The organism is Magnetococcales bacterium, assembly GCA_015228815.1.
Classification (GTDB): domain Bacteria; phylum Pseudomonadota; class Magnetococcia; order Magnetococcales; family UBA8363; genus UBA8363.
The window spans coordinates 1-14,402 of the sequence record JADGCV010000068.1 but is presented as its reverse complement, the minus strand read 5'-3'; the positions used below and the strand labels follow the sequence as shown (position 1 = coordinate 14,402).

General features: G+C 57.4%; 12 protein-coding genes. 8 read left to right on the top strand and 4 right to left on the bottom strand.

Going from position 1 to position 14,402, the window contains the following annotated elements:
• Positions 1-263: 263 nt before the first annotated feature.
• Entirely contained in the window at positions 264-2,861 is a 2,598-nt protein-coding gene (gene clpB / locus HQL76_17335; GenBank protein MBF0110933.1) for an ATP-dependent chaperone ClpB, read from the bottom strand.
• A 254-nt stretch (positions 2,862-3,115) separates the two neighbouring features.
• Here clpB and HQL76_17330 point away from each other — a divergent pair, with 254 nt between their 5' ends.
• From HQL76_17330 to HQL76_17310, 5 genes are read left to right on the top strand one after another with little or no spacing between them, the layout of a single operon-like run.
• Positions 3,116-4,237, top strand: coding sequence for a branched-chain amino acid ABC transporter substrate-binding protein (locus HQL76_17330; protein ID MBF0110932.1), 1,122 nt, complete (start codon positions 3,116-3,118; stop codon positions 4,235-4,237).
• A 28-nt stretch (positions 4,238-4,265) separates the two neighbouring features.
• Positions 4,266-5,189, top strand: coding sequence for a branched-chain amino acid ABC transporter permease LivH (locus HQL76_17325; protein ID MBF0110931.1), 924 nt, complete (start codon positions 4,266-4,268; stop codon positions 5,187-5,189).
• A gap of 4 nt (positions 5,190-5,193) precedes the next feature.
• Entirely contained in the window at positions 5,194-6,471 is a 1,278-nt protein-coding gene (gene livM / locus HQL76_17320; protein MBF0110930.1) for a high-affinity branched-chain amino acid ABC transporter permease LivM, read from the top strand.
• Positions 6,472-6,500: 29 nt separating this feature from the next.
• Complete coding sequence (locus HQL76_17315; protein ID MBF0110929.1) at positions 6,501-7,319, top strand: ATP-binding cassette domain-containing protein; 819 nt, start codon at positions 6,501-6,503, stop codon at positions 7,317-7,319.
• A gap of 28 nt (positions 7,320-7,347) precedes the next feature.
• Positions 7,348-8,058 (top strand): ABC transporter ATP-binding protein, encoded by a 711-nt coding sequence (locus HQL76_17310; protein ID MBF0110928.1) that lies wholly within the window; start codon positions 7,348-7,350, stop codon positions 8,056-8,058.
• On the opposite strand, the gene gluQRS is transcribed toward HQL76_17310, so the two are convergent.
• From gluQRS to HQL76_17295, 3 genes are all read right to left on the bottom strand, one after another.
• Positions 7,967-8,950, bottom strand: coding sequence for a tRNA glutamyl-Q(34) synthetase GluQRS (gene gluQRS, locus HQL76_17305; GenBank protein ID MBF0110927.1), 984 nt, complete (start codon positions 8,948-8,950; stop codon positions 7,967-7,969). The genes HQL76_17310 and gluQRS overlap by 92 nt on opposite strands.
• A 149-nt stretch (positions 8,951-9,099) precedes the next feature.
• Positions 9,100-9,990, bottom strand: coding sequence for a flagellin FliC (locus HQL76_17300; protein ID MBF0110926.1), 891 nt, complete (start codon positions 9,988-9,990; stop codon positions 9,100-9,102).
• A gap of 133 nt (positions 9,991-10,123) precedes the next feature.
• Positions 10,124-11,038 (bottom strand): flagellin FliC, encoded by a 915-nt coding sequence (locus tag HQL76_17295; protein MBF0110925.1) that lies wholly within the window; start codon positions 11,036-11,038, stop codon positions 10,124-10,126.
• A 738-nt stretch (positions 11,039-11,776) separates the two neighbouring features.
• Here HQL76_17295 and HQL76_17290 point away from each other — a divergent pair.
• The 3 genes from HQL76_17290 to HQL76_17280 all read left to right on the top strand — a co-directional run.
• The gene (locus HQL76_17290) at positions 11,777-12,892 is read left to right on the top strand and encodes a chemotaxis response regulator protein-glutamate methylesterase (GenBank protein ID MBF0110924.1); all 1,116 of its coding nucleotides are present in this window, start codon (positions 11,777-11,779) and stop codon (positions 12,890-12,892) included.
• 104 nt (positions 12,893-12,996) lie between these two features.
• Positions 12,997-13,845 (top strand): chemotaxis protein CheR, encoded by an 849-nt coding sequence (locus HQL76_17285; GenBank protein MBF0110923.1) that lies wholly within the window; start codon positions 12,997-12,999, stop codon positions 13,843-13,845.
• Positions 13,846-13,987: 142 nt separating this feature from the next.
• Positions 13,988-14,402, top strand: a 415-nt coding sequence (locus tag HQL76_17280) for a hypothetical protein (GenBank protein MBF0110922.1), incomplete at its 3' end; no start/stop codon positions are given.

Below are 14,402 nucleotides of genomic sequence, written 5' to 3'. Positions count from 1 at the left end.
AGGTCCGCCTTGGGAGCGTCCACGACCACCGGAACTTCCAAAAGAATGTCGATGCCGACCGGTTGCAGCAGAGTTCTCAGGGTTTCGCCGATCAGGGCATGCCAAGCGGTCTTCATCGGCGCCATTGCCGTCATTTTGTTTCGGGGATCCTGGACGGATTGTCCCGCAAAGGCACTCCGGAGTCCAGAGAAACGGTCCTGGAAGACTGAAACATGCAAACCATGAATCGGGGAAAATGATTTTCCCCGGACTGTCGTTGCGTGTCATCGATCGGTCGTCATGAGGAGTTCCTCCCCGACAAGTTTCATGCGAACCTGGTCTCCTTCGCGCAGCTGCCCCGACAACAGCGCCTCGGCCAAACGATCCTGGAGCAGGCGTTGGATGATCCGTTTCAGAGGACGGGCGCCGAATTCAGGGTCGTATCCCGTCATCGCCAAGTGATCTCGCGCCGCATTGTCCAATTCCAGGGTGATGTTGCGACTGGAAAGAAGCGTTGTCAGCCGTTGCAATTGAACGGTGACGATTTCTCCCAGGTCGCTGCGTTGCAGCGGATGAAAATGGATGACCTCGTCGAGCCGGTTGATGAATTCAGGGCGAAATTGACGTTTGAGCAATCCCTCCAGGGCTTTGCGGTTTTCTTCCCCTTCTCCGGCCCCCATCAATTGGCCCAGGAGATCGGAGCCCAGGTTCGAGGTCATGATCACGACCGAATTCTTGAAACTGACCGTCCGTCCCTGGCCATCGGTCAGACGGCCATCGTCCATGACCTGGAGCAGAATGTTGAACACGTCAGCATGGGCTTTTTCGATTTCATCCAGGAGGACGACGCAATAGGGTTTGCGGCGGACCGCCTCGGTCAGTTGCCCCCCTTCATCGTAGCCGACATATCCCGGAGGGGCGCCGACCAGGCGGGCCACGGCATGTTTTTCCATGTATTCCGACATGTCCAGGCGGACGAGGGCATTTTCGTCGTCGAAAAGAAATTCCGCCAGGGCTTTGGCCAGTTCCGTCTTGCCGACCCCGGTCGGTCCAAGAAACATGAAGGCGCCGATGGGCCGGTTGGGGTCGCCCAGACCGGCGCGGGAACGCCGCACCGCCCGTGATACCGCCGTCAGGGCCGAGCGTTGCCCGACCACCCTCTGGCCCAGGCGCCGTTCCATGTCCATGAGTTTGGCCCGCTCTCCCTCCAGCATCCGCGATACAGGAATCCCGGTCCATCGCGCCACGATCAGGGCGACATCTTCCTCCCCGACCTGTTCCCGCAACAATCGGGGATGGGATTCGGCGGATGGTCCGTTACCCGGTCGTTCCTGGCCCAGGCGTCGTTCCAACTCGGGGATGCGGCCATATTTGAGTTCTCCGGCCTGGGCAAGGTCACCACGGCGCTCCGCTCCGTCCAGCTCGATGCGCGCCTGTTCCAATTGTTCCTGAATGGACCGTAAATGGTCGATGGCGCTCTTTTCCCGCTGCCATCGGGCCGTCAATGCCACCGAGCGTTCTTTGAGGTTGGCCAGTTCCCGTTCAACCTTGGCGTGACGTTCCCGGGCGCCGGGATCCTCTTCCTTGGACAGCGCCATGCGCTCGATTTCAAGTTGCAACACCTTGCGGTCGATTTCATCGATTTCCTGGGGCTTGGAGGTCATCTCCATGCGGATTCCCGCCGCCGCCTCGTCGATCAGATCGATCGCCTTGTCGGGAAGAAAACGGTCGGAAATGTAACGGTCCGACAGGGTGGCCGCCGCCACGATCGCCCCATCGGTGATGCGGACTCCATGATGCAATTCGTATTTCTCCTTGATGCCACGCAGAATCGATATGGTGTCTTCCACTCCGGGTTCACCAATCATTACCGGCTGGAAACGACGTTCCAGAGCGGGATCCTTTTCGACATGTTTGCGATATTCGTCCAGGGTGGTCGCCCCCACGCAATGAAGATCGCCGCGTGCCAGGGCCGGCTTCAACAGGTTGGACGCATCCATGGCGCCATCGGTCCGGCCCGCCCCGACCAGGGTATGCATTTCGTCGATGAACAAAATGACCTTTCCGTCCGATTCCCCAACCTCCCGCAATACCCCTTTCAACCGTTCCTCGAACTCGCCACGATATTTCGCCCCCGCGATCAAAGCCCCCATGTCCAGGGCCGCAATCCGAATGTCCTTCAGCGCATCGGGGACATCTCCCCGGATGACCCGTAACGCCAATCCCTCCACGATCGCCGTCTTGCCCACGCCCGGTTCGCCGATCAGGACCGGATTGTTCTTGGTCCGACGTGACAGCACCTGAATCGTGCGGCGGATTTCTTCATCGCGTCCGATGACCGGATCGAGTTTTCCCTTCCGCGCCAGTTCGGTCAGGTCACGGGCGTATTTTTCCAACGCCTGGAACCCCGACTCGGGATCCTGCGACACAATCCTCCGCCCGGCGCGCAACTGCTCGATGATTTTTTCGATGGCCGAATGGTCAAGCCCTCCAGCTTTCAGGATTCGTCCCAGTTCGCCCTCGTTGTCACGGGACATCGCCAGAAGAAAATGTTCCGTGGAGACATATTCGTCCCGCATCTTATCTGCCAGGGATTGGGCATCGTTCCAGATGCCCTGCATCCGCCGCGAAAAAAGAACCTGGCTGACCCCCGATCCACCCACCTTGGGAAATTTTTTCAAAAGTCCCGCCAGTTGTCCCGACAGACGGTCGATGGACATGCCTCCCTTCTCCAGGATGGGGCGAACCAGACCGTCCTTTTGGTCCAAAAATGCCTGTAACAGATGCTCGGGCTCCAGGTGTTGATGTCCCAACCCCGCCGCAAGTCCCATCGCCTGTTGAATCCCTTCCCGTGATTTGGTCGTCAGACGTTCTTCCTTCATGAGACGGTCTCCTGAAATCGCGCCAAAACTTGTTCATTCCATGATGGGTAAGGTAGGGGTCCATCCACGAAACGCAATGGCTGTCCTGGAAAATGGGTATAATAAAAAAAAGACCTTGGAAGACTTCTGGCAAAATGATTTCCTGGTCTTCATTAACCGATTCATGGTACATCGGTCTTCTTCGGGGAAACATGGTGCAAGTTTCGAAATGAAATGACGTTGCGGTACCGCGATGCGTGACAGGGGAGAATTCGATGAAAGGAAAAGTGTACGGCGGCTGGGTTCTTTTTCTGATGGTTTTGATGGTCTCTTCGGCCTATGCGGAGGAGACGATCGCCATCGGGGTCGCGGGACCCTTTACCGGGGCCTATGCCGCCTTTGGTGCGCAATTGTGGCGCGGGGCGGAACAGGCGGCCAACGATATCAATGCCGCCGGCGGGATTGTCGGAAAGAAAATACAATTGTTCAAGGGAGACGATGCCTGTGAGCCGAAACAGGCCCTGGCAGTGGCCAATCAACTGGTCGATCGGCACGGGGTCCAGGCGGTGATCGGGCATTTCTGTTCGTCATCGACGATCCCCGCCTCCGAGGTCTATGCCGAAGCGGGGATCCTGCACATCACCCCCGCCTCGACCAATCCCATGGTGACCGAACGGGGGATCGCGACATTGTTTCGCACCTGTGGCCGCGACGATCAACAGGGGTCTGCCGCTGCGGATTTTATCGTCCAGAAACTCAAGGCCCAGGCCATCGCCGTGATCCACGACAAGGACACCTACGGTCAGGGACTGGCCGATGCCATGCGTGCGCAACTGCAACGGTTGGGTAAAAAGGAGATCCTGTACGAGGGGCTGACCCGGGGGGAAAAGGATTTCAACGCTCTGGTCACCAAATTCAAATCGCTCCATGCCGATGCGGTCTATTTCGGTGGATTGCACAACGAGGCGGGTCCCCTGGTGCGACAGATGAAGGAACAGGGGCTCAAGGCGCCGCTCGTTTCGGGGGATGGGATCGTTTCGGAGGAATTTGTCATCGCCGCCGGGGGGCCTGCCTATGCCGATGGGGTCCATATGACCTTTGGCCGCGATCCAAGAAAAATCAAGGAAGGACAGGAGGTCGTCGATCGTTTGCGCAAGGCTGGATTCGAACCGGAAGGGTATACCCTCTACTCCTACGCCACCCTGCAAATCATCGCCGCCGCCATCGAGGCAACCCGAGGGACCGATGGGGTGGCCATGGCCAAATGGCTTCATGCTCATGAGGTTCCCACCGTCATGGGACCCAAGGGTTGGGATGTCAAAGGGGACCTGAAAACTTCCGATTATGTGATGTACCGATGGAATGACAAGGGGACCTACGACGAGGTCGTGCCCTGATCACGGATGCGTTGGCTTGGCTTTGATCATGGATGCCACCATCCTTGCCCAACAGGCGATCAATGGCTTGATCCTCGGGGCGACCTATGGACTCATCGCCATCGGCTATACCATGGTTTATGGCATCATCGGCATGATCAACTTCGCCCATGGTGAAATCTACATGGTGTCGGCGTATCTGACCGCCATCTTTCTCGCCCTGGCCCAGTTTGCCGGCATCACTTCGATTCCGGCAACCCTCGTCTTCGTGCTGTTTTTCACCCTTCTGGTCACGGCGCTCCATGGCTGGTTCGCCGAACGGATCGCCTATCGGCCTTTGCGCGGTTCCAACCGTCTGGCGCCTCTGATCACCGCCATCGGTCTGTCCCTGGTGCTGCAAAATTATGTTCGCCTTTCCCAGGGGGCCCGGTCCCAGGGAATTCCCAGCCTGATGCAAGGATCCTTCATCCTTCCCATCGGTTCGGCGGGGGGATCGGTCCAGATCACCCATGTGCAATTACTCATCATCGTCGTCGCTTTCCTCGGCATGGCGGTATTGACCTTCATCATGCACCGTACCTCCCTGGGTCGTGCCTGTCGCGCCACCGAACAGGACCTGACGATGGCCGCGTTGCTTGGCATCGATACCGATCGCATCATCTCCATCGTCTTCGTCATCGGCGCCGCCATGGCGGCGGTGGCGGGGGTTCTCGTCAGTCTCAACTATGGCTCCTTCGATTTTCATATCGGATTCATCACCGGCATCAAGGCCTTTACCGCCGCTGTCCTCGGTGGCATCGGTTCCCTTCCGGGGGCCATGCTCGGGGGATTGATCCTCGGGCTGTCCGAATCGTTCTTCTCGGGGTTCGTCAATACCGACTACAAGGATGTCTTTGCTTTTGCGCTCCTGGTCCTGGTGCTGATCTTTCGTCCGAGCGGACTCCTGGGCCAACCCATGGTCACGAAGGTGTGAGGCGATGGGAAACAAACTCTTTCACCCCCTGGCCACGGGGTTCCTCGTTTGGATTCTGACCCTTCCCATCTCCGGAGTGGTCCTGGACGGTTATTTTTTCAGTTTCCACTGGCAGCCTCCCCTTGTCCTGGCACTGGCCGCTTTTTTGTTTCACTCAGGTATTCTTGCCGTCCGTTGGTGGCACAGTTTTGGAAAATTATTGAAAGAAAAAAGGGGTCTGGGGGATTGCCCCCAGGGTTTTGATTTTGCGGTCGATCAATCATCCCTAAGCCGATCCACTCGGACCTTGCCAAAGGGCGCCATCTTGATGGCCCTTCCAATGATTGTTGGCGGGGTGCTGCCGTTTTTCCTCAACAAATATTGGTTGACCGTCGCCATTCTCGCCCTGATCTACGTTCTTCTGGCCCTGGGATTGAACATTGTCGTCGGTCTGGCGGGGATGCTCGATCTTGGCTTTGTCGCCTTCTATGCGGTTGGCGCTTATGGCTATGCCCTGGGACACGAATATCTGGGGTTGGGATTCTGGTCGTCGCTGCCGCTCGGGGCAATGTTGGCCGCCGGGTTCGGGGTGGTTCTGGGGTTCCCCGTTCTGCGCATGCACGGCGACTATCTGGCAATCGTCACCCTGGGGTTCGGCGAAATCATCCGTCTGGTCCTGAACAACTGGGTCTCCTTCACCGGTGGTCCCAACGGGGTCCGGGTTCCGGGTCCCACCCTTCCGGGGCTGGAATTCACCCGCCGCGCCAAAGAGGGAAGCATCCCCGTCCATGAATTCCTGGGGATCGACTATTCCGCCAATCATCGGATCGTGTTCATCTATCTGGTCCTGTTCATGGTCGTCCTCGCCACCATCTTTCTGGTCACGCGACTGAAGAACATGCCCCTGGGACGTTCCTGGGAGGCCTTGCGTGAAGACGAAATCGCCTGCCGCTCCCTGGGGATCAACCATGTCACCGTCAAACTGTCCGCTTTCGCCCTCGGGGCGATGATCGGTGGTATCGGTGGCGTCTTTTTTGCCGCCTCCCAGGGATTCGTCAATCCAACGTCCTTCACTTTCTTCGAGTCGGCCCTGATTCTGGCGATCGTCGTTCTGGGAGGGCTTGGATCCATCCCTGGAGTCATCATTGCCGCCATCGTCATCACCATTCTTCCCGAAGTGCTGCGCGATTTTTCCGATTATCGCGTCCTTGTCTTCGGACTTGCCATGGTGATCATGATGATCTGGCGTCCGCGGGGGTTGGTTCGGAGCGTTCGACCTGTGTTCAGGGAGCATGTCCGGTGACCATACTCCTCGAAGTTGATCATCTGAACATGCGTTTTGGTGGCGTCCTCGCTCTGAATGAGGTTACTTTTTCGGTGGAATGGGGCAGCATCACCGCCCTCATTGGTCCCAATGGGGCGGGAAAAACCACCGCGTTCAACTGCATTACCGGTTTCTACCAGGCGCAGCACGGACAACTTCGGTTTCATCGTCCCAATCGACCGGCGGTCGAACTCCTTGAGTTGCTGGGACAGCCCTTTTCCTGGAACGATTGGACCCATCCCCGGCGGTTGTGGCGCAAGATGGGCTACAAAATAATGGGTGGACCGCATCTCGTATGCCGGGCGGGCATCGCCAGGACTTTTCAGAATGTTCGCCTTTTCAAAGAATTGACCGTCCTGGAAAATCTTCTCGTCGCCCAGCATGCCAGTCTTGACCGTCATTTTTTCAGTGGCTTGTTCAACACGCGCGCCTTTCGCGATCATGAGACCACTGCCCTTTCCAGGGCATTGGAACTGCTCGATTTCTTTGAATTGACCCATGTGGCCAACCGTCCCGCGGGACAGCTTTCCCATGGACATCAGCGCCGGATCGAAATTGCCCGGGCGCTGTGTACCGGTCCGACCCTTCTGTGTCTCGACGAACCCGCCGCAGGATTGAATCCCATGGAAACACACGCTTTGAGTCAATGGATTCACCGTCTGCGACAAGAGATGAACCTGACCATACTCCTGATCGAACATGACATGGGACTGGTCATGGAACGCTCCGATTGGATCGTGGTTCTGAACCATGGCGAGGTCATCGCCCGGGGCACACCTGCCGAAATACAACGCCATCCCGCCGTGGTGGAGGCTTATCTTGGTTGAATCACCGATCCGCGTCTCACAGGAACCGATGCTCGAATTGCGCCGGGTGTCGAGCGGCTATGGTCCCATTCGTGCTTTGGAAGAGGTGTCGCTTGAGGTCCATCATGGGGAAGTGGTCGCTCTGATCGGCGCCAACGGAGCGGGAAAATCGACCCTCCTCATGACCGTATTCGGCAATCCAAGGGCCTCCGGCGGGGCGGTGTTCTTCGAAGGACAGGAAATCACCCACCTGCCCACCCATCGCATTTCCCCGTTGGGATTGGCGTTGGTTCCCGAAGGAAGGCGCATTTTTCAGGGAATGACGGTCCTTGAAAATCTGGAATTGGGTCGGATCCCTGGAGGGCGGGCGGTGGCCGTGGATGATCTGGCCGCCATGTATCGTTTGTTTCCCATTCTTGAGGAACGGCGTCAACAGAAGGCCGGAACCTTGTCGGGGGGGGAACAGCAGATGCTCGCCATCGCCCGGGCATTGATGGGACGACCGCGGCTTTTGCTCCTGGATGAACCCAGCCTTGGCTTGGCTCCCCTGATGATCCGAAAAATTTTTTCCCTGATCCGCTCGATCGTCCAGTCGGGGACGACGGTCTTTCTGGTGGAACAGAATGCCCGTCAGGCGCTGCAACTGGCCGACCGTGGTTATGTCCTGGTCAATGGTCGCATTCGGATGAGCGCCCGCGGGACTGAATTGTTGGATGATCCCCAGGTGCGGCAGGCCTATCTGGGGGCGAGGACCGGTTGAGCGTGCCTTCCGCCCAGGCAGGCCATGGATATCCGGCCTTTTGGCGCACCGTTTCGGGATCCAGTCCCTGCTCCCGCATCGCCTTGAGCGAGACCGCTCCATGCCGTTTGGCGAGCCTTCTGCCCGAGTCGTCGGTCACCAGTGGATGATGGGCATAGGTTGGGGTGTCCAAACCGAGCAATGCCTGAAGCAATCGATGGATGTGGGTTGCCGGGGCAAGATCGACGCCGCGGATGACGTGGGTGATTTCCTGGAGATGATCATCCACCGTGACCGCCAGATGATAGCTGGCAGGGAACTCCTTGCGGGCCAGCACCACATCCCCGAATTGTTCCGGAGCGGCAGGAATCCATCCCATTCCCAGATCGAACCAGTTCAGGGGGCCGGTCATGGCAATGGCCCGGCGCATGTCCAGACGCAACGAATAGGCATCGCCCTGTCCGATCCGTTCCTCCCTTTGGGAAGAGGACAAATGGCGGCAGGTTCCGGGATACATCCATGGGTCGGGACCATGGGGGGCCTGTCCCGAAGCGGCGACCTGGGCCTGGATTTCGCGGCGGGTGCAGAAACAGGGATAGAGCAGTCCCTGCCTTTCGAGAACCGCCAGAGCCGCCGCATAATCGGCCATGCACTCCGATTGGCGCCGGACCGTCGGAACCCACGATAAACCCAACCAAGCCAGGTCCTCGAACAAGATTGTTTCATATTCCCGCCGGCATCGTCCCGAATCGATATCCTCGATGCGCACGATGAATCGCCCGCCGTGCCTGGAGGCAAAGTCATGAGCCAAAATGGCACTGCGGGCGTGTCCCGGATGGAGCAATCCCGTGGGGCTGGGGGCGAATCGGGTCGTTACCCGGGCAGGTGGTGAATCGTGGGACACTCGTATCATTCATCCCGGAAAAAATAGGGCCTGTCCGAAGATGACAGGCCGAGCGACAAGGATGCAATGAAGAAAAAAAGGAGTGGAATCCTACGCGGGGGGCGGGGAGGAATGATCCATCCTCCCCGCACCGGCAATTTTTTCAGGATCAGGCCTCTTCAAGCCCCGAGAAGCGCCAGGGCGATCGTCGGCTGTTGATTGGCCTGGGCGAGAATCGCCACACCCGCCTGTTGCAGAATCGTATATTTGGTCAGATTCGCGGTCTCCAGGGCGATGTCGGCGTCCTGGATGCGGGAGCGGGCTGAATCGGTGTTTTCCACAATATTGGAAAGGCTGGAGATGACTGTTTCGAAACGGCTCTGCAAGGCGCCCAGGGAGGCGCGGAAGGTGGAGACGGCATCCAGGGCGGAATCGATGAAGGCCAGGGCACTGTTGGCCTTGGCGGCGACACCGATGCTGACCTGGGCGCTTTTGGTGATGGCCGAAGCCACGGTGTTGGTGGCATGCAGTTTGACCAGTCCCAGGGCCGAAACGTTCATGACGCTGAACCGGATGGTGATGGTCTGTCCGGTGTCCGCCCCGACATGGAAGGTTCCTCTGAAGGAGGTTCCATAACGTCCATTGGTACTACCACCCAGGAGAATATTGTTATTGAAGGTGGTGTCGGAGGAAATCCGTTGGATTTCCGAGAGCATTTGTTCAAATTCATCCTGAAGATTGGCGCGATCGCTGGACGAGTAGGTCGAGTTTGCTGCCTGAATGGCCAGTTCACGCATCCGTTGCAATGCGTTTTGCGTTTCGTCAAGCGCCCCCTCGGCCACCTGGGCCAGTGAAATACCATCGTTGGCGTTGCGGATGGCCACGTTCATGCCGCGGATCTGGGCAACCATGCGGTTGGTGATGGCCATGCCGGCGGCATCGTCCTGTGACGTGTTGATGCGCATTCCCGAGGACAACCGGGCAAACGTTTTGCTCAATTTGAGCGTGTGTTTTTCAAGTTGCCGGCGGGCATTGATGGAAGCGATGCTGTTGTTGATCGTAAGAGCCATGAGCGTGATCCTTGAGTGTTATGCGGAAACCGGGTTCCCTTGAGTCATCCATCCCTTGTGACGTTTGGGCTGTTCATTGGACGGGTCAACCCACCCCGTTGCAGCGTTTTATTTTCGATCCCAGTAGCTTGGGTCAGGCCCCCAGGAGGGCCAGGGCGATGGTCGGCTGTTGATTGGCCTGGGCCAGGATCGCCACCCCCGCCTGCTGGAGAATCGTGTACTTGGTCAGATTGGCCGTTTCCAGGGCGATGTCGGCATCCTGAATCCGCGAGCGGGCGGCATCGGTGTTTTCGACCGCGTTGGAGAGTGAGGAAATGACCGATTCAAACCGGCTTTGCGCGGCGCCAAGGGCGGCACGGATGTCGGAGACCGAATCCAGGGCGCTGTCGATGAAACCGAGGGCCGAATTGGCTTTGGCCGCAGTGGAGACCCACACCTTGACACTTGCGGCGGTGATGGATCGGGTTGCCGACAGGCCCGCAGCGGCATAACTGTAATTATAGAGTCCCAACTCTCCGAGACCGGCCCGTCCCACTGTGATGGTGATGGTTTGACCCGTATCGGCTCCGACATGAAACGTTCCGGCAAATTGTTGAATCTTGAACGAGTCGGTCCCCGAATATTTGATACCACCAAGCAGTTTGACATTGTTGAACTCGGCATCCGATGCGATCCGGTTGATTTCGGAGAGCATCTGTTCGAATTCATCCTGAAGGTTGGCGCGGTCGGAGACGGAGTAGGTGGAGTTGGCCGCCTGGATGGCCAGTTCGCGCATCCTCTGCAGGGCATTCTGGGTTTCGTCCAAGGCCCCTTCCGCGACCTGGGCCAGGGAAATGCCGTCGTTGGCGTTGCGGACGGCCACGTTCATACCACGGATCTGGGCGACCATGCGGTTGGTGATGGCCATGCCGGCGGCATCGTCCTGGGAGGTGTTGATACGCATTCCGGATGACAACCGGGCAAACGTTTTGCTCAATTTGAGCGTGTGTTTTTCAAGTTGCCGCCGAGCATTGATCGAGGCAATGCTGTTGTTGATAGTCAAAGACATGAAAATTCTCCAAACGTCCTGAACGTGACCCTTCCCTGGAAATCGATGGGTCCTTTTTGTTGAGGAAACCGACCCAGGCTCCCGAAGCTGCCTCTTGAGAGGCAGTTCGATAATAAACCTCCCCTTTTCAATTTATCGGATCCATTCGAATGGCCTTGAGCTTTTTTTTCGATACATGCCGCCAAATCTCAAGCGGTAGCTTCTGGCGCCGTTCGATGTCGTGGAAATTTCTGAAATAAACAACCTCTTTTCAATTTATCGGCAATGTAAACGCAGGCTTTAGAAAAAAAGGGGATGCGATCTCATTTTTTTCGCAGGTTCAAACGACGGTGATTTGGATGAGACGGCGTGAATGACGGAAAACAAGGTTTTCGGCGTGTGCGTTTCTCCCAATCCCGGATGTGGTGACCTGTCCATCCCTGAGATACGCATTGCTTTTCCTCGAACATTTCTGTCCCGGTCGGCACGGAGCGATGGGTAACGATAACCTTGTTTCCCATGGACAAAGGCGGGCTGATGGCATACCCTGACGGGTGTCGATTGCGGGAGATCGGACGTTGGAATACATGCCAACGTTCAATACAAGTGGGGCCCTGGGGATCGGCATCAGGTTTCGTTCTTGTTTTTCATGGCGCATTCGGGGATGGGGATGCGATTCCCGACGAACGGGTTTCCGCTTTTCTTTCTTTTTCTTGGCCCGGGGGCATCGTGTCTCCGGGTGATAAAGTGCAGTGGATCATGATCAATAAAAAAATAAATGTACTGATCGTTGACGATTCCGCGGTCGTGCGCCAGACCCTGGCAAAAATCCTCGAATCGGATCCGGATATCCATGTGATTGGCATGGCCCAGGATCCCTTCGTCGCCGCGGAACGGATCAAGACACTCGTGCCGGACGTGATCACTCTGGACGTCGAGATGCCGCGGATGGATGGGATCACCTTTCTCCAGAAAATCATGACGCAACACCCCATCCCCGTGGTCATGTGTTCGACCTTGACGACCAAGGGATCCGAAACCGCCCTGAAGGCGATGGAATACGGGGCGATCGAAATCATCACCAAACCCAAGATGGGGACCAAGGATTTCCTCGAAGAGTCGCGGATTCGCATTTGCGATGCCGTCAAGGCGGCGGCGATGTCCAATGTGCGCCAGATCACCCGTGTACCCCGGACGGCGAAGGCTGCGTCCGTCGGGCCCAGGGTCGAACCAAAGCTGACCGCCGATGCCATCCTGCCGCCCCCCACCAAAAGCAGTCACGCCATGAGCCAGACCACCGAAAAGGTGATCATCGTCGGGGCTTCCACCGGCGGGACGGAGGCGTTGCGGGTGTTCCTCGAAGCCATGCCGGTCAACGCGCCGGGCATCGTCATCGTGCAGCACATGCCGGAAAATTTTACCAAGGCCTTCGCCAATCGTCTCGACGGACTGTGCCGGATCAGCGTCAAGGAAGCGGAAAACAACGATTCCGTCGTTCGTGGCCGGGCCCTCATCGCCCCCGGCAGCAAACATGCCCTGCTCAAAAGGAGTGGCGCCCGTTATTTCGTCGAAATCAAGGAAGGTCCCCTGGTCAGCCGGCACCGCCCTTCGGTCGATGTTTTGTTCCGCTCCGCCGCCCGCTATGCCGGAGCCAATGCCGTTGGGGTGATCATGACCGGCATGGGGGATGACGGCGCCCGTGGCATGAAGGAAATGAAGGATGCCGGCGCACACAACCTGGCCCAGGACGAGCGGTCGTGTGTCGTCTTCGGCATGCCCAAGGAGGCCATCAAGCATGGCGGGGTCGATACGGTTCTGCCTCTGGAAAAACTGGCCCAGGAGGTCATTCGTCTCTGTGACGGTTCGATTTCATGACAAACCAGGGCCGGTCCGTCGTGACTTCCTTGCCGCGGGGATGATCCTTCCCGCCTCGAAGGTGAAAAGGATGTTCGCTTGCGATTCATGACCTTGATGATCCAATGATCGATTCGCTTGATGAAACACTCTTCAAACGCCTTGCCACCGAAATTCACAACCGGTTCGGTATCCTTTTGCCCATCACCAGGAAGAGCCTTCTGAGCATTGGGCTGCAACGGCGGATGAACAGTCTGGGAATCGTCCATCTGGCCGACTACAACAGGATTCTTTTCGGTGAAACGGAGGACGAGGAACGGGAATTTGTGTTGCTTCTGGATGCCATGACCAGCGACACGACAAAATTTTTCCGTGATTCCCGTCAGTTTGAATTTCTTGCCCAGTCGGCGCTGCCGGAGTTGATCAAGATTCATGGCGCCGGAATCGGTCGTGTCCTCAACATTTGGAGTGCCGGATGCGCCACGGGAGAGGATTCCTACACCCTGGCCATGGTGTTGAGCGAGTTTGCCCAACATTATCCGGGCATTCCGTTCAAATCCCAGATCCTGGCCACCGATGTCAGTCCGCGAATTCTGGAGTTCGCCCGCAACGCCATCTACGAAATGGAAAAGGTTCAATCCATTCCCGATTCGTTGAAGAAAAAATATCTTCTCAAAAGCAAAGATCGCCGCAAAAGCCTGGCCCGGGTGGTGCCGGAACTGCGTGCCATGGTCAATTTTCGGCAACTTGATTTCATGGATCCCGGTTTTGCCTTGCGCGAGGGGATGGATGTCATCTTCTGCCGCAATATTCTGAGCTATTTCGATCGCAATACCCAGGAACGGCTTGTGAACAAGCTGTGTGGTCACATGGTGCCGGGGGGCTATCTGTTTGCCGGCCCTTCCGAATCCCTGCAAAACCTTGCCACCCCCTTGATACCCCTGATGCCTTCGATCTATCGCCTGTCCCATTGAACCCTGCGATGCGTGGACTTGTTTTGGGGCCATGCCTCATGTCGAAGTGGCTTGGCGTGGCCCTGATTCTTCTGGACGTTGGTATGTGTTTGCGGGACAATTTCATGCAGGAACCGCGAAACAAATGACGGAAGTGGCGCCGATGAAGACAGCCTGGCACATTCTGGTCGGCGAAACCCTGAGAACTCTGCTGCAACCGGTCGGCATCGACGTTCTTTTGGAAGTTCCGGTGGTCGTGGACGCGCCCAAGGCGGATCTGATTCTGATCCGGCGGCAGCCAGGAGGATGGACCAGGGAGCAGCGATTGCTGTTGGCGGACGGGATTCGTGACCTGGAGGCGGAACGGATCCTGATCGAATTGAAGATCACCGAAAGTTTGACCGATGCCGGCCTGTCACAGCTGGCGATGTATGACACCTTGTATCGGAACAAGGAACGCTTGCCACGGTCTCAATTGCAAAGCATACTCATCAGTTCCAGCAGCACCCGAAGGGAGACCCTCGATCGTTTCGGTTTCGTTCCTGTCGGTCCGGAAGGCGTTCATGAAAGCAGGCCAA